Origin of the sequence: Paenibacillus sp. FSL K6-2441 (assembly GCF_037964765.1) — a bacterium.
In the GTDB taxonomy this organism is placed as follows: domain Bacteria; phylum Bacillota; class Bacilli; order Paenibacillales; family Paenibacillaceae; genus Fontibacillus; species Fontibacillus phoenicis.
In genome coordinates this window covers 4,187,619-4,212,817 of record NZ_CP150174.1, presented here as the reverse complement: position 1 = coordinate 4,212,817, position 25,199 = coordinate 4,187,619, and the positions used below count along the sequence as shown (strand labels likewise).

Below are 25,199 nucleotides of genomic sequence, written 5' to 3'. Positions count from 1 at the left end.
GAAAAAAAGTATATAGACGAAGTATAAAAGAGTTCACCCCGGTAACACTGGTTACTGAGGTGATGAGCAAATGAATGAAAACCAGAAAAAAACAAGTCACGAGGAATCTCCTAAAATGGGACTGGGAGAACCGGTGAAGCCGGTATCCGCGTGGAAGAGATTATTGTCAAAGAGATGGGTTTACCCGGCAGCGTATGTGGCGGCAGCGGCAATTATACTAACCTTAGTGTGGGTCTACCAGGATGCGAGCAACAAGCCGATGGACTCGACCCCCGCCAGCGTGACCGACACCGTGAACCTGTCTGGCGAAGAGGAAGCCGCAACGGGAGAGGGAACGACAGAGGAAGAAGCAACCGAAGTCATCGCCTCCTCCGAAGATCTCGCTTGGCCGGTAGTGAATGCCGCCGAAGTTAGTGTGGTGAAGCCGTTCTATGAGAAGGATGGCACGGCCGAAGAACATCAAGCCGCCCTGGTGCAGTACAACGATACGTTTACGCCAAACACCGGGATCGACTTGGCGCGCGAAGACCGTAAGCCTTTCGAAGTCACGGCTGCCATGAGCGGGAAAGTGACGCGGGTTGAAGAAGTGCCGCTCCTCGGGTACGTGGTGGAAATTACGCACGCTAACAACCTGAAGACGGTATACGAAAGCTTAGGCGAAGTTAAGGTGAAGAAGGATGCCGAAGTGAAGCAAGGCGACATTATCGGCAGCGCCGGCCGCAACGAAGTGGAGAAGGATCTCGACAACCACGTCCATTTTGCAATTTATGAAAATGGCGAGCTGGTGAATCCGGAATCCGTACTTCCGAAAAACTAACGTTTTGCAATAACCCATCCATCCCATGTAAGGCACTGCCAGCCGATCCAAACATCGAGGACTACGGCAGCAGGCCTGACGGAGAGCGAAGAGCTCTCCGTTTTTTTGTCCTCATTCGCAATAAGGGTACAAAAAGGCCTTATTTACCGGAAATTCCGGCTTCCCGAGTAAATAAGGGAAAATATTGGCCTTATTTTTTTGATCCAAGCCTCATAAGGCTTGTTTTCCTGAGGATCGAGACAAATAAGAGCCTATTTTGTCCTTATCTCGTGCAGATCAAGCTCGAACGCCCAAATAAGGCCAAAAAAGTCCTTTATGAAGCATGAAGATGGTAACTCCATTACTCCGTTTTACGCACTTCACTTCACTTGTCCAACCGAGCTGCAGCTACTCCCTTAGTAACCAACGGTAAAATAAAAGGCCCCGCAAAGGCTTGTCACGCTTGGAAACAAAGAATATCTAAGCCCGCCCCTCATATAATGTACCAAACTATCTCGAGTTGAGGGAGGCGGGAGCGTGCACGATTACATCAAGGAACGGACGATAAAGATTGGACGGTGCATCGTGGAGACACGGCACACAGTTCGGACGATCGCCAAGGAATTCGGCGTTTCGAAAAGCACGGTGCACAAGGATTTAACCGAACGTTTGCCGGAGATTAATCCGGATTTAGCGGATCAGGTGAAGCACATTCTCGAATATCACAAATCGATTAGACACTTGCGCGGCGGTGAAGCAACGAAGATCAAGTATAAGAAAAAAGGTCAATCCAAACGTGAGGTGATTAGCTCCGTTAATTAATGAGTAATGAATTTATTTAGTTCACTCATCGAACGATAATCATTGAATCAATCCCCTAAAGTATGGTATTTTTAAATATGGTATAAGATGATGTGGATTTTCATCCATTTATCCCGAAATTTCGCGATATTCTTCGACTTTTGTCGATAAACAACACCTAGTCAGCGGGACGCTTCTGCCATATCACATGAGGTAGGACCGCTACGTCCTTTCCGTGATTTACAAAAATACGCTTTGGGGGATCGAATGATGGGCAAGGATATTGGGATTGATTTAGGCACGGCCAATGTGCTAATTCATATCAAGGGGAAGGGAGTAGTACTTGACGAACCTTCCGTTGTCGCCATTGACAGCGACGGGAAACGGGTACTGGCCGTCGGTGAGGAAGCTAGACGGATGGTAGGTCGTACGCCTGGAAATATCACTGCAATTCGTCCCTTGAAGGACGGAGTCATTGCCGATTTTGAAATTACGGAAACGATGTTGAAGTATTTTATTGACCGGGTGGGCGGGCGAAGCTGGTACAGCCATCCGAGAATTCTGATCTGCGCGCCAACGAACATTACGTCGGTCGAGCAGAAATCGATTCGCGAAGCAGCCGAACACAGCGGTGCCAAAGAAGTGTATTTAGAAGAAGAACCTAAAGCGGCTGCAATTGGGGCTGGCATGGATATTTTCGAACCGAGCGGCAACATGGTTGTCGATATCGGCGGCGGGACGACGGATGTGGCGGTGCTCTCCATGGGAGACATCGTCACGGCCTCGTCACTTAAAGTCGCTGGGGACAAGTTTGATGCTGCCATCATTAAATATATTAAAACGAAGTACAAGCTGTTGATCGGGGAACGGACAGCAGAGGATATCAAAATTGGAATCGGAACGGTGCACCCGAACGGACGGCAGGCGGAGATGGATATCCGCGGACGGGACATGGTGTCCGGACTGCCGCTGACCGTGACGATCACGGCGAAAGAAATCCAGGAGGCCCTGGCTGATCCGGTATCCTCCATTGTTGCCACCGCCAAATCGGTGCTGGAGCGCACTCCGCCGGAATTGTCCGCCGACATCATTGACCGCGGCGTGATTTTGACCGGAGGAGGCGCTCTGCTGAACGGGTTGGACGAGCTGCTTGCCGAAGAGCTTCACGTACCGGTGCTCATTGCGGAAGATCCGATGCACTGTGTGGTAAAGGGTACGGGGATTATGCTCGATAATTTGGACAAGGTGCTAAGAAGAAAGTTCTAATCGTCCGATAAAATAAAGAAGGAATGAATTGCCCGGAACAATAGGGCATTTAGAATACATAGCGTCTGGAGGTAAGTCATGCTAAGAGGTCTCTATACCGCAGCATCCGGCATGATCGCCGAACAACGGCGGCATGATACAGTTACGCAGAATATCGCCAATCTCAACACACCGGGCTACAAATCGGTGAATACCGTAGCGCGCTCTTTTCCCGAAATGCTGATTTCCTTGATGGGGGACAAGCAGTCCGGGAACAACAAGCAAATCGGGAAGCTGGTAACCGGGGTGTTTGCGGAAGAGAGCCTGCCGGCGTTTACGCAAGGGGATTTGAAGGAAACCGGAAAGAATACCGATTTTGCCTTGATCTCACAGCTTAGCTTGAATGACCCGGCAACGGGTGAGCCTTATGCGTTTGACGCTTCCGGTAAATTCGTCACAGAGGACGGCGAAGTGATCTATCAGCCGCAGGCCTTTTTCGCCGTTGCGGATAACGAGGGGAATGTACGATATACCCGGGACGGCAGCTTCACGGTGAATGCGGCGGGAGAGCTGAGAACGTCCACCGGTTATCGGGTGCTGGACACTGACGGCAATCCGATCATCCTGAATGCAGGCTTGTCCGTGGACACGTTGTCCAGCGATGAAGCCGGAAATTTAACGGCAGTGGATAACACCGGTGCCCTGGTGAATCTGGGTGCCTTGGGAATTACAGTGGTGGAACAGCCTTACCAGCTTGTCCGTGAAGGCAACGGCGTCTTCCGGGTGGCGGATGAAGAGGCGGCGGGAGTACGTGAGCTGGTGCCTGGAGCGGATGGGGCTGTGGTACGCCAAGGCTATCTTGAGGTATCCAATGTCGATACCGCCCAATCCATGGTGGATTTGCTGGCCGCGCAACGAGCTTATGAATCCAACCAAAAAATCATTCAATATTATGATAGAAGCTTGGATAAAGCGGTTAATGAAATTGGCAAAGTACAATGATCATGTGCGGTTGCTTTTGCTTAATACAGGAGGTGCGGCATGAATAACACCGTCATCAGCGCGATGGTATCGATGAGCGGCATTCAACAGCGTTTGGACTTGCTGGCCGATAATATCGCCAATGCGAACACAGTAGGGTATAAACGAAAAGAAGCCAACTTTGAAGACACGCTGACCCGGGTGCAGAACCAGACTTCCGATCTGAATCTGCCGGGCCGGGCTACACCGTCCGGGTTCACCCTTGGTTTTGGCTCCAGAATGTCGCAGGTCACCGTCAATTATGCCCAGGGCTCGATTCAAGAGACCGGCAATTTGACGGATTTGGCCATTCAAGGCAATGCGATGTTTAGTGTGTTGACGCCGGAAGGTGTCGTTGCCTATACCCGGGGCGGGGATTTTCACATTCAACCGGATCCGGATGATGCCGAGTCAGCCTTCTTGGTGAATCAACTAGGGTATGTGGTCTTAAACGCTGAAGGTGAACCGATCACGTTCCCGTCCGATGCCAAGCTTAGCATTGACGCTGAAGGGAATATCCTGGCAACCAATGGGGAAGGCACAACGGAAGTGGGACGAATCGCGTTGTTGACGGCGGAGCGGCCGGATGCACTCGTTCAGAAGGACGGGAACCTCTTTGTTCTAGCAGCGGGTCTTGACCCTGCCGAAGCGATGGTGGATAACTTGTCGCTCCCGCAGGAACAGCGGGCCAGCCTGCGCCAAGGGGCGCTGGAAGCTTCTAACGTAGATTTAACGGAAGCGATGGCGGAAATGCTCCAGGTGCAGCGCGCCTACCAATTGACAGCTCGTGCGCTAACCTCGGGTGAAACGATGATGGGTCTAGCCAACAACTTGCGCGGATAGGTGGGATGCTTCATGAGTGAAGACAGTCAACCGGTGAGCAAACGGCCGGCCTGGATCGTCATCCTGAAGATCGTGCTTGTGTTGCTCGTTCTTGTCGCAGCTCTGGCGGCAGGTATGGTCGTAGGGTATGTTGTGTTCGGCAAACAGGATATGTCCGATATTTGGAACTGGGCAACTTGGAAGCATGTACTTGATCTGGTCTTTGCTCCATAAGGCCAATCAGATCGCTTCTATATATATAGCTTCTATATATATAGAAGAAACAGAACGAAAATAACAAAAATGTCCACGAACTCTCGGCTGACGGGAGTTTTCTTTTTGTAGGCGAAAAATGTATAATGATGGGGGACTTAGGTGGGGAAAACCGTCAAAAGGGCTATATCCGTAATCGACCGGGAGGTCGTTTGCGGATAAGCCCCTTATCTTAACCTTCGCTTCTGCAGAGGCGAAGGATAACTACAGTGTGACCGGATACCCGCATTTTTATTCAAGTTGGGATGCGCACGATCCGAAACTCATGCCATAAACCGAAAGGAGACTTACATATGTTGAACACGAACCAAATTCAGGAAATCCTGCCGCACCGTCCTCCGTTTTTGCTGGTGGACCGCATTATTGAGCTGGAAGAAGGCAAACGCGCCGTCGGGATCAAGAACGTCACGATGAATGAGCCGTTCTTTACCGGGCATTTTCCGGGATACCCTGTAATGCCTGGCGTACTGATTACGGAAGCGCTCGCGCAGGTCGGCGCCGTTGCGATCCTTAACGTCGAGGAGAACCGCGGGAAGATCGGCTTCTTGGCTGGACTGGATGGATTCCGCTTCCGCGGGCAAGTGGTCCCGGGAGATACGCTGCGCTTGGAGGTCGAAGTGACCCGGATGAAGGGCTCCATCGGTAAAGGCCATGCCATTGCGAAAGTGGACGATAAAATTGTTGCCGAGGGAGACATCATGTTCGCCTTGTCTTAATCGGGCGTAATCGTAATCACTAAGGAGGAGAACCTATCATGACTGAAATCAGTAATGCCGTCCGTGAGAAGCTGGCGAGCTGGCTGCAGGACCCAACGATTGATGAAGCAACCAAACAGGAATTGCGTGATTTGGAAAATAACCCGGCCGAACTCGAGGACCGTTTCTATCGTGACCTGGAGTTTGGGACAGGCGGGTTGCGCGGCGTGATCGGCGCGGGGAGCAACCGCATGAACCGTTATACGGTAGCCCGTGCTTCGCAAGGGTTTGCCGAATATATTCTGGAAGCGCATGCGGGACAAGCCGGGGCACCTTCGGTCGTCATTGCGCATGATTGCCGTCACTTCTCGCCGGAGTTTGCGTTGGAAGCTGCTTTGGTGCTGGCCGGCAACGGCATCGTAGCCAAGCTGTTCCCATCGTTGCGCCCAACGCCGCAGCTCTCCTACTCTGTACGCGCTCAGAAGGCCACCGGGGGTATCGTCATCACAGCAAGTCATAATCCGCCAGAGTACAACGGCTATAAAGTATATAACTCGACGGGCGGCCAGCTCGTTCCGCATGAAGCGGAGCAGGTTATTGCTCGCATTCAGAAGGTCGCTTCCTTCGCCCAAGTCAAACGGTTAAGCCGCGAAGAAGCAGAAGCGAAGGGATTGCTCGTATGGCTTGGCGCCGACGAGGATGAAGCCTTTGCGGATACAGTGGTGAACACCAGTGTCAATCGCGAGCTCATGACTTCCGGAGCAGCTAAAGATCTGGTGGTTGTCTTTACGCCGCTGCATGGGACAGGGAACCTTCCGGTTCGCCGTGCTTTGGAGAAGCTTGGTTTTACCCAAGTGCATATTGTGAAGGAACAGGAAATGCCGGATGGTGATTTTCCAACGGTGAAGTCCCCGAACCCAGAAGAACGGGAAGCGTTCACGATGGCTATCGAGCTCGGCAAGCAAGTGGGCGCGGATATCTTGATCGGTACAGACCCTGATGCTGACCGAATGGGGGCCGTTGTGCGCACGCGGGACGGCGAATATGAAATTCTTACCGGTAACCAATCGGGCTCCTTGCTCGTTCATTATGTATTGAGTCAAATGAAGGAAAGAGGAAAGCTTCCGAACAACGGCGCGGTTGTCAAGACGATTGTAACCAGCGAATTTGGCGCTGCGATTGCCCGCCACTATGGGGCTGTGGTGTTTAACACGCTGACCGGCTTCAAATATATCGGTGAGAAGATGAACGAATTTGAAGCTTCCGGCGAGTATACTTATTTGTTCGGTTATGAGGAAAGCTACGGATATCTGGCAGGCAACTATGCGCGCGATAAGGATGCCGTCGTAGCCTCGATGTTGATCTGCGAAGCGGCAGCGTATTACAAACGCCAAGGAAAGACCTTGATCGACGTGTTGGAGGAGCTGTACCAACAGTTCGGCTATTACCGCGAAGCGTTAGCTTCCCGTACGTTGAAAGGCAAGGACGGCCTGGCCCAAATCGGGGCGTTGATGGAAGCCTTCCGCAGCAACCCGCCGCAGGAAGTTGGGGGCGTGCGTGTATCCGAAGTACTCGATTACTCGCAAGGCCTGGACGGATTGCCGAAGGAGAATGTGCTGAAGTTTTTGCTGGATGACGGTTCGTGGTTCTGTCTGCGCCCTTCGGGTACGGAACCGAAGATCAAATTCTATTTTGGCGTTTGCGGCACATCTGCGGAAGATGCCAAGTCGCGTCTGAACCGGATTCAAGAAGACGTTCTTGCCCGCGTCGATCAATAATCGGCAAGCAGGTTGGGGAAACAAATAACAGATGTGGATTCATGCATTTTTGAGGAGGTACCTTAGTGATTCGAAGTTGGCAGCGGTGGAATAACGCTTCCCGAAAATTGTTGTGGGTTTTGGTGATTGTCGGAATCCTGGCTTCTGTGCCGGTGATCGCGCAGCGGGTTCAAACGGAATCCTCCGCAAACAAAGTGGAGTTCGTCTTTAATTATCGAGGATTGTTGGATATCGCATCGTATCAGGCGAATCCCCAGGCGTATATGGATGAGCAGCTGGACCGTCTGAAAGAAGCTGGCGTGGGCACCATGGCGATGTTTGAAAGCACGCTGGACGAATTGGTAAAAGCGCGCCGGATTATGGTATTTAGTTCGCTGGAAGTTGCGAAGCTGAACGGTGCCGTCGTGACGAATAGCGGCAATTACACCTACCTGGCGTTTACAAGTGCGGAGAACGAAGCGCAGTTGAAGCCGATGATCGAAGCGGCATTCCGCCAGCTGGACGTGCCGGTGGCAAACTGGCAGTATCAGGATTATGGCGGTCTTGCGATCGGCATGGGCATGGAAGAAGCGATGATGAAGCCGATGCCGCTAGATCCGATTGCGTTTAACATGCTGCGGGAGAAAGGCTTTACGATTTTGCCGCGGCTTTCGGACAATATCCCTTATGATCAGGAAGAGATGGATCAACTGCTGGCCTTTTTCGCTGAAAACGGGGTAAATCGCATTCTGTTCGACGGCGAAGCGGTGAAAGGCTTTAACGAGGATCAGACGAAGCATAGTTTGCAGGGCTTTGCGGATTTGCTGAAAAAATACAACATCGGCATCGCGGCCATCGAAAATTTAAAGGCTCCGCAAAAAGGCTTTAACAAACTGGCTTACCTGATCGATTATAACGTGGTGCGCCTGCATTCCTTGTCGGATGCGGAGGCTTCCCAGGATAAGATGACGCTGGCCGACCGGTTCGTTCTGGCGACCAAAGACCGGAACATCCGGATGGTTTATCTCAACGCTTCTGCTTCCAAGGACGTGGCGAAAGCGTCGATTACGAATCCCATCGATAATCTGATTGGTTCGCTGCAAGCTCCGGGGAATGCAATGAAGCGGATCAAAAACAACGGATTTGAGCTGGGACAAGCTGAGGCTTTCACGATTCACGACGCTAGCTGGCAGAGATACCTGAAAGCGCTGGTTGTCCTTGGAGGCGTAGCGTTTGTAGCGTTGCTGATTTCCTGCTTCCTGCCGTCGCTTACACTGGCAGCTTTTGTGCTCGGCCTGGTAGGTTCGGCTGGACTGTACGTGCTGAAGCCGGTCTTGCTTGAGCAAGCCTTGGCTCTGTTCGTAGCCATCAGCGCGCCGACAATTGCGATGGTATTGGCGATCCGCAAGGTGCAGGAGCTTCAAGAGAAGCATCCGAATCTCTCGGGCGGACGGCGGCTGACCCATACGATTGTGTTGTATATCAAAACATCGTTGCTGTCCCTATTCGCTGTACCGTTCGTGATCGCGCTCTTGAACAACATTACGTACAGCCTGGTGCTGAATCAATTCCGTGGCGTCAGCCTGCTGCATTTGGCGCCAATCCTGCTGATCGCCGTATATGTTTTCTTATACCGGGGGAACTCGGTTTGGGAGGAATTGCGCAAATGGCTTAGCATGCGGATTACGGTGCTTTGGGTAGTCGTTGCTGCTGTACTTGGAGTGGCGGCGCTGTACTACCTGTCCCGTACTGGGAATTCTGGAACGTTGCTTCCGGGTGAAGCGGCCTTCCGTTCTTTCCTGGAGAACACCTTTGGTGTTCGGCCGCGGAACAAAGAATTTTTGCTGGCGCATCCGCTCTTTATCGTTGGTCTGTTTGCCGCGTTCCGCTATCGCTGGGCGATGTTCGCGATGATTATCGCGGTGATGGGCCAATTGTCGATGGTCGACACGTTCGCACATATTCACACGCCGGCCGTGCTTTCGTTGATCCGCGATGTTCTGGGTCTCGGACTTGGTCTTGTGATCGGTTTGATTGCCGTTCTGGTTTGGCAAATCATTGAAAGGTGCTGGGATAAATGGTCGCCACGACTGCTAAAACCATAGTTCTGTCGGGGTATTACGGGTTTCGCAACAGCGGGGATGAAGCGGTGCTTCAATCCATCCTGACCGCGTTGGAAGAAGAAGGACTTACCTCGGGCGTGGACATTAAGCCGGTTGTGCTGTCCATCGATCCGGAGTGGACAAGCCGCACGTATGGTGTGGAAGCTGTACACCGGATGAAACTCGGAGAGGTAAGGAAGGCTATAAAGAGCAGCGACGGATTGATCAGCGGAGGCGGCAGCTTGCTGCAGGATGCGACGGGGATCAAGTCAATCCCGTATTATCTGGGTATCATCAAGCTGGCGCAATGGCTCGGCAAGCCGACCTTCGTGTATGCTCAGGGCATCGGACCGGTGAACCGCAAGCTGTTCCGGCCTTTGATCGCTTCGGTGTTCCGGCGCTGCGACTATATTTCCGTGCGCGATACGGAATCGGCCAGCCTGCTCCGGGACATGGGGCTGCGCGGCAAAGACGCCATCCAGGTCGTGCCCGACCCCGTGATGGGGCTGACGCTTCGGGAGCCTGCGGATCGCTCCTCGGAAGGGCACCGCGAGGAAGGCGAGTCCGCTTCCGAGCTGCCGGTCGTTGGCGTATCGGTTCGCTTCTGGAACCCATCGCGAACCGATCTCACGCAGCTGGCCGAGGGGCTCTCGCTGCTCTGCCGCCGCAAGCCGGTGCATATCCGCTTCCTGCCCTTCCATTTCCCTGGCGACGACGAAGCTTCACGCTTCGTGATGGAACGGCTGGGAAATGTGGCGGAACGCGGCTGCACCGTGAGCATCGCGCCAGAGGCGGAGCACCCGCAGGATATGCTGCGGGAGGTCAGCCAGTGCAGCCTGCTGATCGGCATGCGGCTGCACAGCTTGATCTACGCCGCCTCGCAGAACGTCCCGCTGCTCGGCGTCTCGTATGACCCGAAGATCGACCATTTCTTAGGTCGCATCGGAAGCGTCCCGGTCGGGACCGCGGAGGAGCTGGATCCGCGGATCTTGGCCGCGGAAGGGGAGCGCCTCCTGCAGGAAGCCGGGACGTGGCGCAAGACCCACGCCGCGCAAATCGCGGAACTGAAGCGGGAAGCAAGGGTACCCGCGCGGCGGATCGTTGAATTTTTACGAAAGTGATGGGTGAACAGGTGATGACGATGATCAAGGAAGGTATCCCGACGGTTTCGGTCTTTGGCGTTCCCGTCTGCAAATGGGGGATGAAGGAGACAGTCGCCTATTTGACGGATGTGGTCACCGCCAAGACGCCGCATCATGTGATTACGGCCAATCCGATCATGATGATGGCGGCGATTGAGAATCCGGAATATAAAGCGATGATGAGAACCGCCGAATTGATTGTGCCGGACGGAACGGGCCTGGTCTGGGCCGCGCAAAAAGGCGGTGATCCGGTGACAGAACGCGTGCCGGGGTACGAGCTGCTGCACGAATTGATGAAGCAAGGGGAACGCCGCAGCTGGAAGGTGTACCTGCTTGGTGCAGCGCCGGACGTCGTGAAGGAAACGGCTCGCCGATTGGCCTTGCAATATCCCGGGACGACGATCGTGGGATATCGCGACGGCTACTTCGGTCCGAATCAAGACCAAGAAGTGATCGATGAAATCGTCAAAGCCGCGCCTGATCTGCTGTTTGTTGCACGGGGGGCAGACACGCAGGAGCCTTGGATCGCCAAATACAAAGACGTCCTGCGCGTCCCTGTCATGATGGGCGTCGGCGGCAGCTTCGACGTGATTTCCGGGCGAACCAAACGAGCTCCGATGGCCTTCCGGAAGCTTCGGCTGGAATGGCTGTACCGGTTGTTGAAGGAACCTACCCGCTTCCGCAGAATGCTGGCGCTGCCGAAATTCGCCGTACGCGTGCTGCGGGAGAAAGAAAACCTTACGAAAATGGGCTAAAAGTCTCGATTTCCATGAATTACTGTGATTTTTTGCGCAAATGCGGGGTTGGTGTTTCTCCTTAATCGGAGTATAATCATTCCGGTGCAGAACAATTGGAGGTCGAAATTGAATGTTGATGATCTATATCATCGGGTTTATCGTTTCACTTGGCTTGGCTTTGGGCCTAACGCCGCTCGTAAAGAAATTCGCTGTTAAGGTCGGCGCCGTGGATGTGCCCAATGCGCGCAAAGTGCATACACGAATTATGCCGAGACTCGGTGGTTTAGGGATATTTTTATCTTTTGTCATCGCGTTTTTTCTGCTTCTTCCATTCTTACCTGACGTATTCACGGTACGCGAAGTGAACTTCATCAAAGCTTTCCTGGTAGGCGGAACGATTACCGTGTTGCTGGGCGCTTTGGACGATCGCTTCGATTTGCCGGCGAAACTGAAATTTCTGATTCAAATCGCGACGGCCTGCGTGGTCGTGTTCGTGTTCGATATCCGGATTGAATTTGCGAATATTCCGTTTCACACGTATGCTGCAGTGGAGACGTGGGTGGCCATTCCGTTCACCATTCTGTGGATCGTTGGCGTGACGAATGCCATTAACCTGATCGACGGATTGGACGGATTGGCTGCAGGGGTCTCTGCCATTGCGATCGGGACGATTGCGGTCATGGCGTTCCTGATGGGCAATGTGATGGTGGCCCTGCTCTGCTTGTTGCTTCTCGGCAGCATTATCGGATTCCTGTACTTTAACTTCCACCCGGCCAAAATCTTCATGGGCGACTCGGGCGCCCTGTTCCTGGGCTTTAGCTTAGCGCTGTTGTCGCTGCTCGGCTTTAAGCAGATTGCGATTGTGTCGTTCCTGACGCCGCTGATCCTGATCGGCGTGCCGCTCTCGGACACGATGTTCGCCATCGTGCGCCGCTGGATGCAAAAGAAGCCGATCTTCTCGCCGGACAAGGGGCACTTGCACCATTGCCTGCGTGAGCTCGGATTCAGCCACCGCCAGACGGTGCTGATCATTTACGGCATCGCCGCTTTCTTCGGCGTGCTGGCCGTCATTCAATCATCGGCCGCCATGTACAACGCGAACTGGGTGACGTTTGTCGTCATCTGCGTGATGGTCTTCTTCCTGCAAATCGGTGCCGAAGTCATCGGCCTGATCGGCAAGACGAAGCGCCCCGTGCTCGACTTCCTCGCCCGCCTTCGCATGAAGGTGTCGGAAGAGCGCGGTACGAAATAATAGCATTCCTAATTGCAGGGCAATTATGCATTTCTTTACTTGTTCATAGGACAACCCCTGGCGGTGATGAGCCGCGGGGGTTGTTTTTTTGTGCTTGATTCAGCCGGGTACCCTCCCTGTTCGGCCCGAAGCACCTTCAACCGCTCTGCACCTCTTATAGTCCCCCTGATCTAGCGGACTCCAGAGCCGTTAATTGCGCTTGATTGCTGCCAATTGGATTCTAACGGACCGTGGAAGAGACCTTATTTCGTGCTGCTTCGGAAGTTTTACGTCAGAATGAGCTCAATAAGGTCTCTGTAGTCCGTTAGGACGGGAAATGAGTGGGAAATCGACGAATAAGGTCATTACGGTCCGTTAGCGAGACGGATGAGGGTTGCCGAGGCAGTGCGCTGAGGAGGAAGGTTACTATTCCTGAAAGGCAGACTGAGCGAACGGGATAATCTAAGAGCGATCTATGCCGGAGCAAGCCACGCCGAAACGGCATCTTTTTGTGCCCCAGGATTTTTGTTGGATTCTCTTTCATGTTTTCCTAAAATTCTTCCAACTTTCGACCGATAACATATGTAAGTGACGCTTATGGGCAGTCCCTGCAGAACTTTGACGGGGACATCAACACACACTACATGACAAAGGAGAGATTAATCCATGCAACGCTTGAAGAAGCCCTTCATATGGTTGATGCTTACAGCATTGATCATCACATTGTTGCCATCGGGGTTCGTTCCTACGGCCAATGCTGCTCAGGGCAACTATTTTATTCCGGATGACTTAACTCTGAGAAATACGACTACGTTAACACTCACTCCCGGTCCAGACCAAGTCGCTCGGGATAGCCGAATGTATACAACAACGCTTCCTACGATGACTTTTACCGGTACTTATTCTCAGGTTACTGAGGACTCCCTAAAGGTTAAAGTTGAACGTTTGACCTTTAAAGTTACAAATCAGGCTACGGGTGAGGGGGTCTGGGAGACAGATAGTTCTCAATTTAAAAATGGGAATATCTCTAGGGATACCTCGTCATCTTTCCAGGATAAGTTCAAAGTTACCAACTTGCCGTTATTCCCAGGGTTTAACCGAATTACGTTATCGGGTTCCCAGAATGGGATAACACGTGAATCGACATTCTATGCTTTATTTGATCAAGTTCCTTACGTACAAGATTTGAAATTGTTAGGATCCAGTTATGGAACCATTTACTTAAACGAGGGTTCGGAGGTTGTTGCAGATAAAGAAAACGTCTCGATCTCCGGTGAAGTGAAGAACGCGACGGAAGTAACCGTTAGTGTGAATGGGGGCACGGGTTTAGTCACTACATTAACACAAACGGGCAAATTCTTTTCGCCTGCCCTTAATTTGAAACCAGGCCTTAACAAAATTACAATTACTGTTAAAAGCGGCGCGGATTCTGTTACAATTGAGCGCTCCGTTTATTACTTTGATAAAAATAAACCGTTCGATACGATTGCCGTCCAGTATAACGGTGCTGAATATGATGTGAACAATAAAGTGGCAACCATCACAGAAGCCACAACACCGGCACTGCCTGTGTCTGGAACACTCAAGTTCTCGATGTTATTAAATGATACTGGTAATGCCTTTGGTGCATCGCAAGGTGCTGGAAAAGGCAATGTGACACTGACGGATTTCTTCAACACGACAAATCCGCCGTTCACGGCATTTACTGCCACAGAAACGGAAATTCCTGCACCAGACGGTGTATCCCGTGCATACAGATTAGTTGAAGTTAGTGTGCCATTCACCTTTGGAAGTGGAGACCAAAAGTTTAATCTTAGCGTGCAATATGATGGAACTTATTCGACATCTCTGAATATCAACTTCAAATACCTTCCAGGCGAGATTGGTGTTACCGGATTGAAATATATGAAGGACAGTTCAACGCCGCCAGCCAACATCAATGATCTTCCAGATCTGGATGGTACTCAAGCCGATAAAGATAATTTTTACATTTTGGTTACGGCAGACCAAGCGTTTAACAGTAGTGATCTTAAAGCAGTCTACTTGCCAAGAGGGACTACTGGACCGACAATTACTCCTGTAACTACGGGGACAGCAACACAGCATGTTTTCCAAATCACAGGATTTTCCAGTGGTACACAACAAGTGAAATTTAGCATTGGTACCTCCAGTGCATCCAAAATTGCTACTATTACGTATGCAACGAAAAACTACATCTATGTTGAAGGCTTGTATGATGGTCAAACGATTTCGGTAGATTCAAGTAAAGCGAACCTTTACGTAGATATTAATGGGGAGTACCGCGACTTTGAAAACCTGTCAAATCCACAGTTTTTTGTGAATGGGGTTTCTAATGATAAGTTGACGCCTCCTATTGCCTTTAATCCAACGACGGCTGCGCCTACTTTCTCGATTCAACTGCCGATCGATGTTAACGGCCCCTTATATTATGGTGAGAACCGTATTAAATTCAGCGGGGTATCCATGGATGGTAAGGGGAATTCCAGAACGGTTGTTAAAGAGTTGAGACTGTACATTCTGGACACAAATGTCTCGAACATCACTGTTTTCCGTCCGAAGATTTTTGATCCAGCAGTAACGTTTACAGGTCTGGATCTGAATGATACGAGCGGAGCTAACACACAGCTGACCCAAATTCTTGCGGGCTCGCCTGAGTTTAAGTTGGTTGGAGAGATTTATGAAACTAGCGCCAAGAATTATGATCTGATCATTCAAGGGGCAGGAGCCAAAATTATTAACTTGATGCGCGGCTCCGAAAGCGTCTTTAATTCTCAAACTGACGCACCTACTGCGGATCTGACTTCAACGGCGATGACAAGCACTCAAATTATTACAGGAACCATTGTTCGGAGCGGTAAACCGGACGTTGGTTATGACATGGCTGTATTTAACGGCAAGTTTGTATTGAGAATTAAGGATATTGCACTGGATTCGCTGGGAAGTCAGGTATATAATCTGGAGCTTATCAATTCTACGGGAGCCCGGACTTTGCAAAGACTGGAGATTTCTCGCGTATTGGCACCATATCGGATTCTATCTCCGGTTCCGACGGTAGGCGATCAGATCATCGTTAACAAGAACTTTGTTCGGTTCGATATTGAGGCTGAAGGTGCAACCCGAGTCATTATTGATAAAGGGGAAGCCATTCGTCGTACGGACCTGCCTGAAAATGCACCGGCAAGATTTATCTATGATTTTGTAGGGCTCAAACCGGATAAGACGACCAAGATCAAAATTCAAATTATACGTGGAACCGAAACGCTTAATGACACTATAGAGGTTTATTATACGAGTGCTGTTGCTGTGGATTCGCAGTATATGACGGAGAAACCGGCCACGAAGTATTCGGCGTTTAATAAAGCGTTGGAGTTAACTTTCCCTAAAGGTACCGTATTAAAAACAGCAAATGTACCTGAGGGTAGCGTAACTAAATTTTATCCGGACAATAAGTTGTTATTTGGGATTGCAGATCCTAAGAACGGGATCTTGGAGCGCCGGAACGATTACGGAAACTTCTTTAACATTGATAAGGACGAAAGAACACCAAATGGCTTAGCAACCTTGACTTTGCCAGAGGACTTGTCTGAGTTGTTCAACTCAACGGCCAAAACAAGCAATTTCACTAGAGTTTCTGATGTTTACTGGATTAACGGGGGTTACGGCGAGTATGGAAGCGGAGATTCGTATAAGCCGGCGACAAATGGTTTGCCGCCATATTCGATTTTGCCGCAGTACTCCGATTCCCAAAACTTCCGGGATCTCTTGCTACGAGAACCAGAAAGAAAGCTTGTACCTTCCCAACGCGGCACGTTGAAGCTAGCCTTCAACAAGAGCGTCGTGGATGAGGCAGGAACTACGGTAACGGTATTCCGATTCACCGAAAATTCGGAATGGGAGAATATCGGCGGGACTGTCGATACGAAGAACAATACCATTACCGTGCCTTTTGATGATTTTGGCTACTATGTTGTCATGAAGCAAAGCCGTGGATTCAGCGATATCACGAACCATCCATGGGCACGGAATATGCTGAATGCTCTGTATTCGAAGGGAATTATGGCAAATCTGCAGCCGAATACGTTCGGAGCCGACGATCTGACGACTCGCGGGGAATTTGCTACATTGCTGGTCAAAGGCCTTAATATCCCATTGAATTATGACAATAAAGTTCAAACTTATTTTGACGTTGTACCAAATGCCAAAACAGATACCTGGGAGTTCAAGTATATTGAAACGGCCTCCCGTGCAGGGATCATTACAGGTATTACTGAAGGATACTTTGGGGTTGAGGAGCCGATCACCAGAGAACAGGCAGCCATGATGATTGCTCGTGCACTCAAACTGAAGCTTCCGGCTAATGATAGTAAGTTGAATGCAACGTTGGCTAAGCAATTCCTGGATTCGGGAAGAATTGATCCTTATGCACGTCCAGCCGTGCAAGCTGTTTACAAAGCGAAAATCATGGATGGACAAAGTGTTACGACGGCAGGCAGCAAGAAAGCATCCGTCAATTTCAATCCGAAAAACAACATGACGAGAGCTGAGGCAGGGAAAGTTGCGGTTGAACTTCTGAAGAAAAGCTCGTCTATCTTCCCTAAAAACCTAAGCTAATAGGCGTTCAATGACTGGAGGCGGCCAAGGTTAACCAAGGCCGTCTCTTTATTTCCAATTACATCTTTTTGTGTTTTCCAGAGCTTTACGTTAAAATAAGCAGAGTAATAGACAATATGCAAAAGGGTGAACTTGAACAGATGAAACCGATCCTATCGAAACCGCAGTTGGGTTATTCCAAAGCTAAGCGCAAATTTGAGGATAGATCCAAAGTATTGGAGAAGCGCATTGAAGAAACGGCTAAGCTTCAAGAAGTAACCCAAGAGGTTATGGAGAGCCTTGTAATTGAGACGGGCTTCCATGACGCATTCACCGAGCTACGTGCAGCCGAAAACGAACTGATTGAATGGTCTCATAACACGATGAAGCATGAGAAGACATACAAAGATAACAAAAAAGCCATCGACGAGATGTATGAGAAACTGAATACCGATCCGCAAATGCGGGCTCGTATTATCCAATTGGCCATGAGAGTAAGGTAACTTGCGGCCGCTTGGGTACGAGATTTACCCATAAGGCGTCCAAAATTGGACGTCTTATTTGTCGTGCGCTCACATACAATGGAGATAGCGCGAAAATGGGAAAAGTTGCTTAATGACTGACATATTTCGGCATGTTATACTAATTTCCGTCAGGCGGTAAGGGAGTAAAAAAGGCGTAACACAGGGGAATCTTAGAAAAAGTTACAATCTCGCAATTTTTTTTAAATCCCCCGCAACTTTTTGAAACCTGCTGCGTTTAAGATGTAGAGCATTGGCAATGGCGACTGTTTTAGACATGGCAAGGTCTCCCTCATAGGGAAACTTGTCTATCTATTAGAAAAATTAGCTTTACGGCTCTGGGGACCCATTGTATAATGTTTAGGTAGGATTAGGAAACTAGTCTATTTCTACATTCTATTCATTCTCGTTTACAAGTTTCTGCAGTTCTGCTGCAGACCTAATTTATAGGAAACCTGCTCAAGCTCTGGAAAGGGGGTGCAATGGCTAATGAGTAACACGAGCTATTCATTTAAAGAAAATTCTCATGTGATAGTTAATCAAGGAGGAGAAAAAAAGGTTATGAAGAAAATTTTGTCCGTAGCTTTGTCTACAGCAATGGCATTCTCCATGTTTGCTTCCGTAGCATTCGGTGCTGATGCCAAACTGACTCCAGAGCAACAATTTAACGCTCTGAAAGAAGCAGGTATCGTATCTGGCTTCCCAGACGGCCTGTCCCACTTGGAAAGAACGTTGACTCGCGCTGAACTCGCGAAAATCATCGTTAACTCCCTGAGCCTGGAACCAGTTGACGCTACTTCTTACAACGATAAGAACTATGCGAACCACTGGGGCCGTCCTTACATTGAAGCTGCTACACAAGCTGGCATCCTCAATGGTAAAGACGCAGTTAAAAAACTGTTCGATCCGAACGGCGCAGTAACTGTACAAGAACTGGCTAAAGTTCTGGTAACTGCTCTGAAACTGGAAGTTCCTGCTGACGCTAACAACACGGCATCCGCATGGGCGAAAGGTTATGTAGCAGCAGCTGTTAACGCTGGTTACCTGGCTGACGGCATCAACTACCAAGCTCAAGCAACTCGCTCCCAAGCAGTTGTAGCAGCTTATGCTATCTACGAAGCTGCTCAAGTTCCAACTGTTAAATCCTACAAAGTATTGGACAGCAAGAACGTTGAGTTCACGCTCTCCAATGGCGAAGTAGTGAAAGTAACGTTGGAAAAAGAATTGGTAGCTGGTAAAAATGAGGTTAAATTCACTCATAATGGTCATGAGTACAATGAAAGTGTAGAATACACAGTGACCGAAGCAACTAAAGTGGAAAGTGTTTCCGCTGACAACCTTAAAGAAATTAAAGTTGTTTTCGACGGTAAAGTCGATAAAGAAACAGCTGAAAATGAAGCAAACTACAAATTGAACAGAGTAATTGAAGATGCAGTTCTTTCTGAAGACGGAAAAACTGTTGTGTTAACTTTGGCTAAAGAGTTCAAATCCGAAGGCAATAACTTGGAAAATCAAAAGGAAACTAAGTTGACTGTTGATGGGGTTAAGAGCTCTGATAAGTCCAAGACTATCAAACAAGAAGTTACTTTCACTCCTGTCGATGTAACGACTCCTAGTGTTAAAGAAGTCGTTGGTCTTGGTACAAAGGCTTACAAAGTAGTGTTCTCTGAACCAGTTGATCGTGCTGATGTAGTTAAATCTTCTAACTATAAAGTTGACGGTAAAGCAATTACTGCATTTATCGACTATGTCGACAGCAAAACGGTAGTTGTTAACACTGAATTGGAACTGGGAACTCATAAACTTGTAGTAAGCGATGTTCAAGATTTCTCGGGTCTGAAAGTCGTTCCTTTGGAAACAGAGTTTACAGTTGCTGAGGATAAAGAAGCTCCAAGTATTGTATCTGCAACGGGTGGAGACTTCACCAAAGTTACAATTAAATTCAATGAACCAGTAAAATCGATTGGCAAAGTGTACAACACAGTTTCTTCCAAAGGTTCTAAAACGCCAATCAGCTGGACTAAAGGTTCCGATGAAATCACAGTTGAATTTGATAAAGCTAACGCTTTGAGCCTTGGTGAGAACAACATTGTTATTGAAGGCGTTACAGACTACAGCAATAACTCCGCAACACGCGAAGTTAAAGTTAGCCCAACACCTGATGCTGAACGTCCAGAAGTTAAAGGTGCTTCTGAAGAGGCAAATGCAAGTGGTAACTCTGTAGTAACAATTGAGTTCAATGAAAATGTTGCTTCTAATGCTGGTGCTACTGCAAACTTTACTTTCCGTGACAAGGATGGCAAGGTAGTTGTAGGCAAAGGCTTGGACGCTAACGGACATCCAATTGTTGCCGGTACTGTTGACGGTAAAAAAGTTAAATTTACATTAGCTGGTCGTCTTGACAACGGTGACTACACAATTGATATTACTGGTGTTCAAGATACGGCTTATGTTCCAAACACAATTTTGCCAACTTCTGTTGGTTTCTCCGTAAACAAAACCGCAACTTTTGAAGCTAAAAAGTTCTGGGTTGAAGTTCAAACTGGTACAAGTGCAAAACGTGATGTATATTTCTATGTAACTTTCAGCAGACCAGTTGCTACTGAAGGTAACGGAAGTGCTTTGACTGCAGCGAAGTACAATTATAGCACTGACAATGGAGTAACTTACAAAGCATTGCCAACTGATTCGACTGTTGAACTGATCACTCCTGAAACTGTTAAAATCACTGTACCTTACACTGCAGATCATGCAATCATTGGAGGAGCTAATAAGCTTCGCGTTTCTCTGATTGCAGATAAAGATGGAAGCTATGCATACGAAAACAATGCTTATATTGGTGAAATTGCTGTTACTTCCGCTCATGTAGTAGGTGCAACCGACGTTAAGGCGTTGGATAAGAACACGGTTGAAGTTAAATTCGATGGGAAATTGGTTAACATCGATGCAAGAGAGTTTGGTGTTAAATCCACTGTAACATCTGATGTATATGACGTTTCCCTTGCAGGTTATAAGTATGATGGAAATGATACAATTGCTACGTTCAAGGTTAGCAAAGACTTGGCGTATGGAGTAGGTACTGCAACCCTGGATGCGCACTTTATTTCGAGAACTGCTGGTACAAATACTCAAGCTCCAACTGCAAATACTCAAGATGTATTTGGTTTCAAAGTAGATACTACTGCAACATCTCCGATTAAAGATGGCATTAAGCCTGTCATCGTTGAAGTTGATGGTAAGAAGTTCACAGTAGCTGCTGGGGCTGGTACAAATGTGTATGTTGCAACCTTGACCTTCAGTGAAAATGTTGTTGTTGCTGCTAACAGCAGCGTATTCACTGTAACTGTAAATGGCGCTGATGCTACTAATATTTCTTACACTCAATCGGCACCAAATCAAGTTCAAGTAACATTCACAAGCCCAATTGCACTGACATCTGGTTCGTATGTTGGAATTGCCCTTTCTGACAGTAACGAAGGTGCTAAGGTAATTAAAGATAACGCTGGTAATGCAGTTGCTGGTGTTACTGTTTACGAAGTACAATAATAGTTGTAATTAGTAAGCTGTACCGAAAGAGAGCCTAAAAATAGGCTCTCTTTCTTTTTTTGCTTCTATTATAAGGTGAGTTTTATAATAGTTGCTCGCGAAAATAATTAGAATTTTACTTACAGAAAACTGTATGGAGAAAAATAATCTTGTAGAACAACTTTCTAAAAAGTAGTCAGTAACTTTGAAATGACGATATAGTAACGTACTGAAACATTTTTCTCAATCAAACGTTATTATTAAGAGAACTATATTTTATGAGGAGGTAAAAAGTTGAGTAAGAAGCCAGTAACAGCAGTTATATTGTGCATAACCATGTTAATTAGTGGCGCTCATGGAGCCCTGGCCGCAACAAGCGCAACAACGAAGACTACTGTTCAACCAACGAAGACAGTTGTACATACTTTGGCTAATTTAAACTCTATAAAGATCACGGCAAAAAGTACAATGCGCCTGACTGATGTTAATATTCTGAATCTTGACGAGGAAAATATACTTACTTACACATTAACAATTCAAAATGGCGATAATAAGACATTAGATTTGTTGGATTATTGGTCCAAAGTTAAAACTACTAGTGGCACGACGTACAGCACATCTCTTATGACTAAGGACAAGTCAAAGAAAACACTGTCTGCGGGATCTTCTACTACTTTGACCTATGTTGCTAAAGTAGGTAAGAATGTAACCATTAGCAATTTGGTGTTCCAAGTGATAAAATGGGATTTTAATCAGGCAAATTATGAAAGTATAAAGGGTCAGTTTAAGATCCCTGCTGCATATTTAACATCAACACCGTCCAATCAATCTAAGACATTAAAAATGTTCGATACACCAGTTAAGGCGAAGGTAAACCAATTCGCTTCCTTTACCTCTGGTGATTATAACTATGTCAGCGTAGGGTTGAATCTACAAAACATTGGCTATAACCTGTTCCAAGATCCTAAAATTAAGTTTGTCATTAAAACGGCAAATGGAGCAAGCTATCCGATGTCTGCAGATCCAACCAGCTCGGATTATAAGATTCAGCCTCAGGACAATAAAACTTTAAATTTGATGGCTGAAATTCCTAAGAGTATCAAGCTCACTAATTTAGAATTGCAACTAATCCAAGAGGATGAAACCTCGAAGCTTAATTTACCAATCGCAACCATGCAATTACCGAATGCAACAAGTCAGTCCTTAGCTGTTCAACCGAATATCGAGAAGTTTATCGCCTTAGGGAGCGGCAAAATAGCCGTTAAGGTTAGCGGCGCAACGTTGTTGCAGAGCTTTGATGAACATAGTTTATCGATTCGTTTTAACTTTAGAAATACGACGGGAACGACGGTTACTATCCCTAAATATCAATTCCAACTTCAAACTAAGGATGGATACCGCCTTCCGATTACCACTCAGGTTCCAGACAATTACGTACTAGAACCTCTTGAAGAGAAGACCATGAATTTAAGTGTAAGCGTGCCTGCAAATGTGAGTGCACAGAATGCGCAGCTCTTTATGAATCTGCCTGTTGCTTCAGATTCGAAGGATAACTTTAGTTATCCGGCCGGGATATTTGCTTTACCGGAGGTTCAACCTCTGCAGAATATGATCGGTCAGAAGCAATTTATTCAGACTCCAAACGGCATTTTAGGTGTCACGCTTAGCTCGATCCAAAGATTGCCGTGGAGTGATGGCGACCTGGTTTCCGCAAAAATCACAATCAATAACACCGGATTTAAAACCATCTTGCTTCCGGAATTGTCAGGACAAGTGAAGCTTGATAGTGCTATTCTTACTTCAAGCACAAACTTCATTACCTCACAGAGCGTAGGTTTATTAGGGCCAAATACTTCAACGGATGTTTATGTGGTGACTAAGGTGCCAAGTTATTTGAGCTTCAGCCAGTTGCAAATTGCCCTATTGGAGAAGCTGGGTGAAAATAGCACTTCTGAGTGGGTGCAATTTGTCAATGGGGGTTCGTTGCCAGAGCTTCCAACTATCGCAACCGGATCAACTTATAGTTTGGAGACTCCTGGGCGTAATGAAGAATTAAAGGTACTTCGTTCGTTTGTTTATAGTGGTACTTCCTCCAATCTAGTTTACACTGAGTTGGAAGCCCAAAATAAAGAAGATCGTCAAATCGATCTGTCTCAATTTGCGGGTGCTTTCGTAGGATCTGAGGGTCAGACATATAAGGCAACGGTGAGCCAGATTGAAACTTCTGCGGGTCCTGGAGAGAAGAGCATCGTGGCATTCTGGGCAAAAGTACCAAGAAATATTTCGACTTCGGATATGAAGTTGGTCGTTGGTGAAGGTATCACTGACAACAAAATGACACCGATTAAAGGTGAACCAACTGGTTATGTCAACGCAGCTGCATTGGAGCTTCAGTTAACAACTCCAAGTATCAAATCCAATTTAACTAACTTGGATTTGTTCCCATACTCGTTGACTGTAAAAAATGTTAGAGCCACCTTGACTGGTTCGACGTCAGTGAATGTTGTATTTGATTACAATCTCACGAGAAACATGGACTATGCGATTGGCGAATTTGGTCATAAATACTTAATCGAACTCGTTGACTCTTCAGGCCGGGCTTTCGAGAAAGAATTTGTGCCAGAATCTGACCTTAAAGTGACCAATGGTGGAAGTGCAAGCTTCTCTTTTGATGATGCTGCTTTCCAAGATAGAACTTCTGGAAGCTTCCAATTTAATGTGTACGATGTATTCCAGGGTCAAAAACTTAAATTAGGCAGCCAAGGCTATTATTATATTTCTTCTTCGAATCGCTAACATCCATATGAAGCAAGCCCAAATCCCTCTCGGATTTGGGCTTGTTCCTTTCTACCAAAACCTCTATCATAGACAATAACAGAGTCATAGAGGAGGAACATGATGAAGACGGGTTGGAAAATCGCAACGGCCGTGGTATTGATTGGCGGCAGTGTTTGGGCAGGATCGCTGCTGAATATGCAGGCGGAAGGGGCAGGGACAACGCCAGGGACCGCAGATGATCCCGTGGTTACGAAGAGCTATGTGGATCAAGCCATTCAGCAAGCTCTTGGGAATGGAGGCTCCAGTTCACCAAGCGCACCTTCCACTGGAGATTCTGACAGCAGTTCCAGCAACGATGGGATTAAAATCGTGAATGTTAAACCCGGCAAGATTCTTATCGCTTCTGCAGGGGCGGAGTTTATCGTTCGCGCTGGTAAAGCTGTAGTATATAGTGCGGATGCCAATGGTGTCGCGGACCTCACTGACGGGAAGGATATTCCGAATGGCGGGACGGTTACGAACAACCACCTGTTGTCTTTCCCAAGGGAAGGCCGTGGGATTCAGGTTCAGGAAGGCGACACCCACAACTTAACTGTCATGGTGCGGGGCGGATACCAAATTAAATAGCCTAGGCCGCCCGGTTGCCATATGGCAAGATTGGGCAGCACAGACAATACTTCCTGAGCGTAACGAAGGTTAAGTGAGGCTATGCTACTTCTGAAACCAATTTTTCAGGAGGTGTCTGGATTATGGCAAGAGGCAATCGGAAAATCGTACCGGAAAGTCGTCAAGTCTTACAACAATGGAAATATGAAATCGCCGCTGAGTTTGGTTTGCCCGTAGGATATGGTGCGACAGGAGCGGGAGCGGATACAGAATTCGCCGGTGAATTGGGTGCTCTTGGCGGCGGGCAAAGCCATGGCGGAAGCTGGGGACATTTAACTTCCCGCGAAAACGGCTCTGTCGGCGGAGAAATTACGAAACGCCTCATCGCCCATGCTGAACGGAACTTTATCCTATAAATTATTCCACAAAAGTCATGAATTATTTTGACATGACTTGGCAAATGCGATACTATTTCCTTTGAGGATGTTAATCCAACCTTTTCCGATTTGGGAAAGGTTCATTTTTTGATTGGGCTGT

The 25,199-nt window shown here is 48.1% G+C and carries 18 protein-coding genes; all 18 read left to right on the top strand.

The window, feature by feature from the left end; genetic code table 11:
* Window positions 1–70: 70 nt before the first annotated feature.
* The 18 genes from NSQ80_RS19405 (at window position 71) to NSQ80_RS19320 (ending at window position 25,078) form a co-directional block, all read left to right on the top strand.
* Window positions 71–817 (top strand): M23 family metallopeptidase, encoded by a 747-nt coding sequence (locus tag NSQ80_RS19405; RefSeq protein ID WP_009223750.1) that lies wholly within the window; start codon window positions 71–73, stop codon window positions 815–817.
* A 516-nt stretch (window positions 818–1,333) separates the two neighbouring features.
* Window positions 1,334–1,618: a sporulation transcriptional regulator SpoIIID gene (gene spoIIID / locus NSQ80_RS19400; RefSeq protein ID WP_009223751.1), complete on the top strand. Its 285-nt coding sequence runs from the start codon at window positions 1,334–1,336 to the stop codon at window positions 1,616–1,618.
* Window positions 1,619–1,864: 246 nt separating this feature from the next.
* Window positions 1,865–2,863 (top strand): rod shape-determining protein, encoded by a 999-nt coding sequence (locus NSQ80_RS19395; RefSeq protein ID WP_009223752.1) that lies wholly within the window; start codon window positions 1,865–1,867, stop codon window positions 2,861–2,863.
* Window positions 2,864–2,941: 78 nt separating this feature from the next.
* On the top strand, window positions 2,942–3,844 hold the full coding sequence (locus tag NSQ80_RS19390; RefSeq protein WP_339300493.1) for a flagellar hook-basal body protein: 903 nt from the start codon (window positions 2,942–2,944) through the stop codon (window positions 3,842–3,844).
* 39 nt (window positions 3,845–3,883) lie between these two features.
* The gene (locus NSQ80_RS19385; protein ID WP_339300491.1) at window positions 3,884–4,705 is read left to right on the top strand and encodes a flagellar hook-basal body protein; all 822 of its coding nucleotides are present in this window, start codon (window positions 3,884–3,886) and stop codon (window positions 4,703–4,705) included.
* A 12-nt stretch (window positions 4,706–4,717) separates the two neighbouring features.
* Window positions 4,718–4,918, top strand: coding sequence for a DNA-directed RNA polymerase subunit beta (locus NSQ80_RS19380; RefSeq protein ID WP_036644212.1), 201 nt, complete (start codon window positions 4,718–4,720; stop codon window positions 4,916–4,918).
* Window positions 4,919–5,250: 332 nt separating this feature from the next.
* The gene (gene fabZ / locus NSQ80_RS19375; RefSeq protein WP_009223756.1) at window positions 5,251–5,673 is read left to right on the top strand and encodes a 3-hydroxyacyl-ACP dehydratase FabZ; all 423 of its coding nucleotides are present in this window, start codon (window positions 5,251–5,253) and stop codon (window positions 5,671–5,673) included.
* 38 nt (window positions 5,674–5,711) lie between these two features.
* A complete protein-coding gene (locus NSQ80_RS19370) occupies window positions 5,712–7,430 on the top strand; it encodes a phospho-sugar mutase (RefSeq protein ID WP_339300487.1) in 1,719 nt (572 codons plus the stop codon).
* A 65-nt stretch (window positions 7,431–7,495) separates the two neighbouring features.
* A complete protein-coding gene (locus tag NSQ80_RS19365) occupies window positions 7,496–9,514 on the top strand; it encodes a DUF5693 family protein (RefSeq protein ID WP_339300485.1) in 2,019 nt (672 codons plus the stop codon).
* Entirely contained in the window at window positions 9,487–10,632 is a 1,146-nt protein-coding gene (gene csaB / locus NSQ80_RS19360; protein ID WP_339300483.1) for a polysaccharide pyruvyl transferase CsaB, read from the top strand. Before NSQ80_RS19365 ends, csaB begins: the two co-directional genes overlap by 28 nt.
* 14 nt (window positions 10,633–10,646) lie before the next feature.
* Window positions 10,647–11,408, top strand: coding sequence for a WecB/TagA/CpsF family glycosyltransferase (locus NSQ80_RS19355; RefSeq protein WP_260071701.1), 762 nt, complete (start codon window positions 10,647–10,649; stop codon window positions 11,406–11,408).
* Between the two features lie 112 nt (window positions 11,409–11,520).
* Window positions 11,521–12,642 (top strand): MraY family glycosyltransferase, encoded by a 1,122-nt coding sequence (locus NSQ80_RS19350; RefSeq protein ID WP_260071700.1) that lies wholly within the window; start codon window positions 11,521–11,523, stop codon window positions 12,640–12,642.
* A gap of 645 nt (window positions 12,643–13,287) precedes the next feature.
* Window positions 13,288–17,253 (top strand): S-layer homology domain-containing protein, encoded by a 3,966-nt coding sequence (locus NSQ80_RS19345; RefSeq protein ID WP_339300481.1) that lies wholly within the window; start codon window positions 13,288–13,290, stop codon window positions 17,251–17,253.
* Window positions 17,254–17,393: 140 nt separating this feature from the next.
* Window positions 17,394–17,735, top strand: coding sequence for a hypothetical protein (locus NSQ80_RS19340; protein WP_028538158.1), 342 nt, complete (start codon window positions 17,394–17,396; stop codon window positions 17,733–17,735).
* A gap of 507 nt (window positions 17,736–18,242) precedes the next feature.
* Window positions 18,243–21,299 carry an Ig-like domain-containing protein gene (locus NSQ80_RS19335; protein WP_339300478.1) on the top strand — a complete coding sequence of 1,019 codons (3,057 nt, stop codon included), beginning with the start codon at window positions 18,243–18,245 and terminating at the stop codon, window positions 21,297–21,299.
* A gap of 273 nt (window positions 21,300–21,572) precedes the next feature.
* Entirely contained in the window at window positions 21,573–24,074 is a 2,502-nt protein-coding gene (locus NSQ80_RS19330; protein ID WP_339300476.1) for a hypothetical protein, read from the top strand.
* A gap of 102 nt (window positions 24,075–24,176) precedes the next feature.
* Complete coding sequence (locus NSQ80_RS19325) at window positions 24,177–24,683, top strand: hypothetical protein (protein WP_339300474.1); 507 nt, start codon at window positions 24,177–24,179, stop codon at window positions 24,681–24,683.
* Between the two features lie 122 nt (window positions 24,684–24,805).
* Window positions 24,806–25,078, top strand: a complete 273-nt coding sequence (locus NSQ80_RS19320) for an alpha/beta-type small acid-soluble spore protein (protein WP_009223767.1) — start codon at window positions 24,806–24,808, stop codon at window positions 25,076–25,078.
* Window positions 25,079–25,199 lie beyond the last annotated feature (121 nt).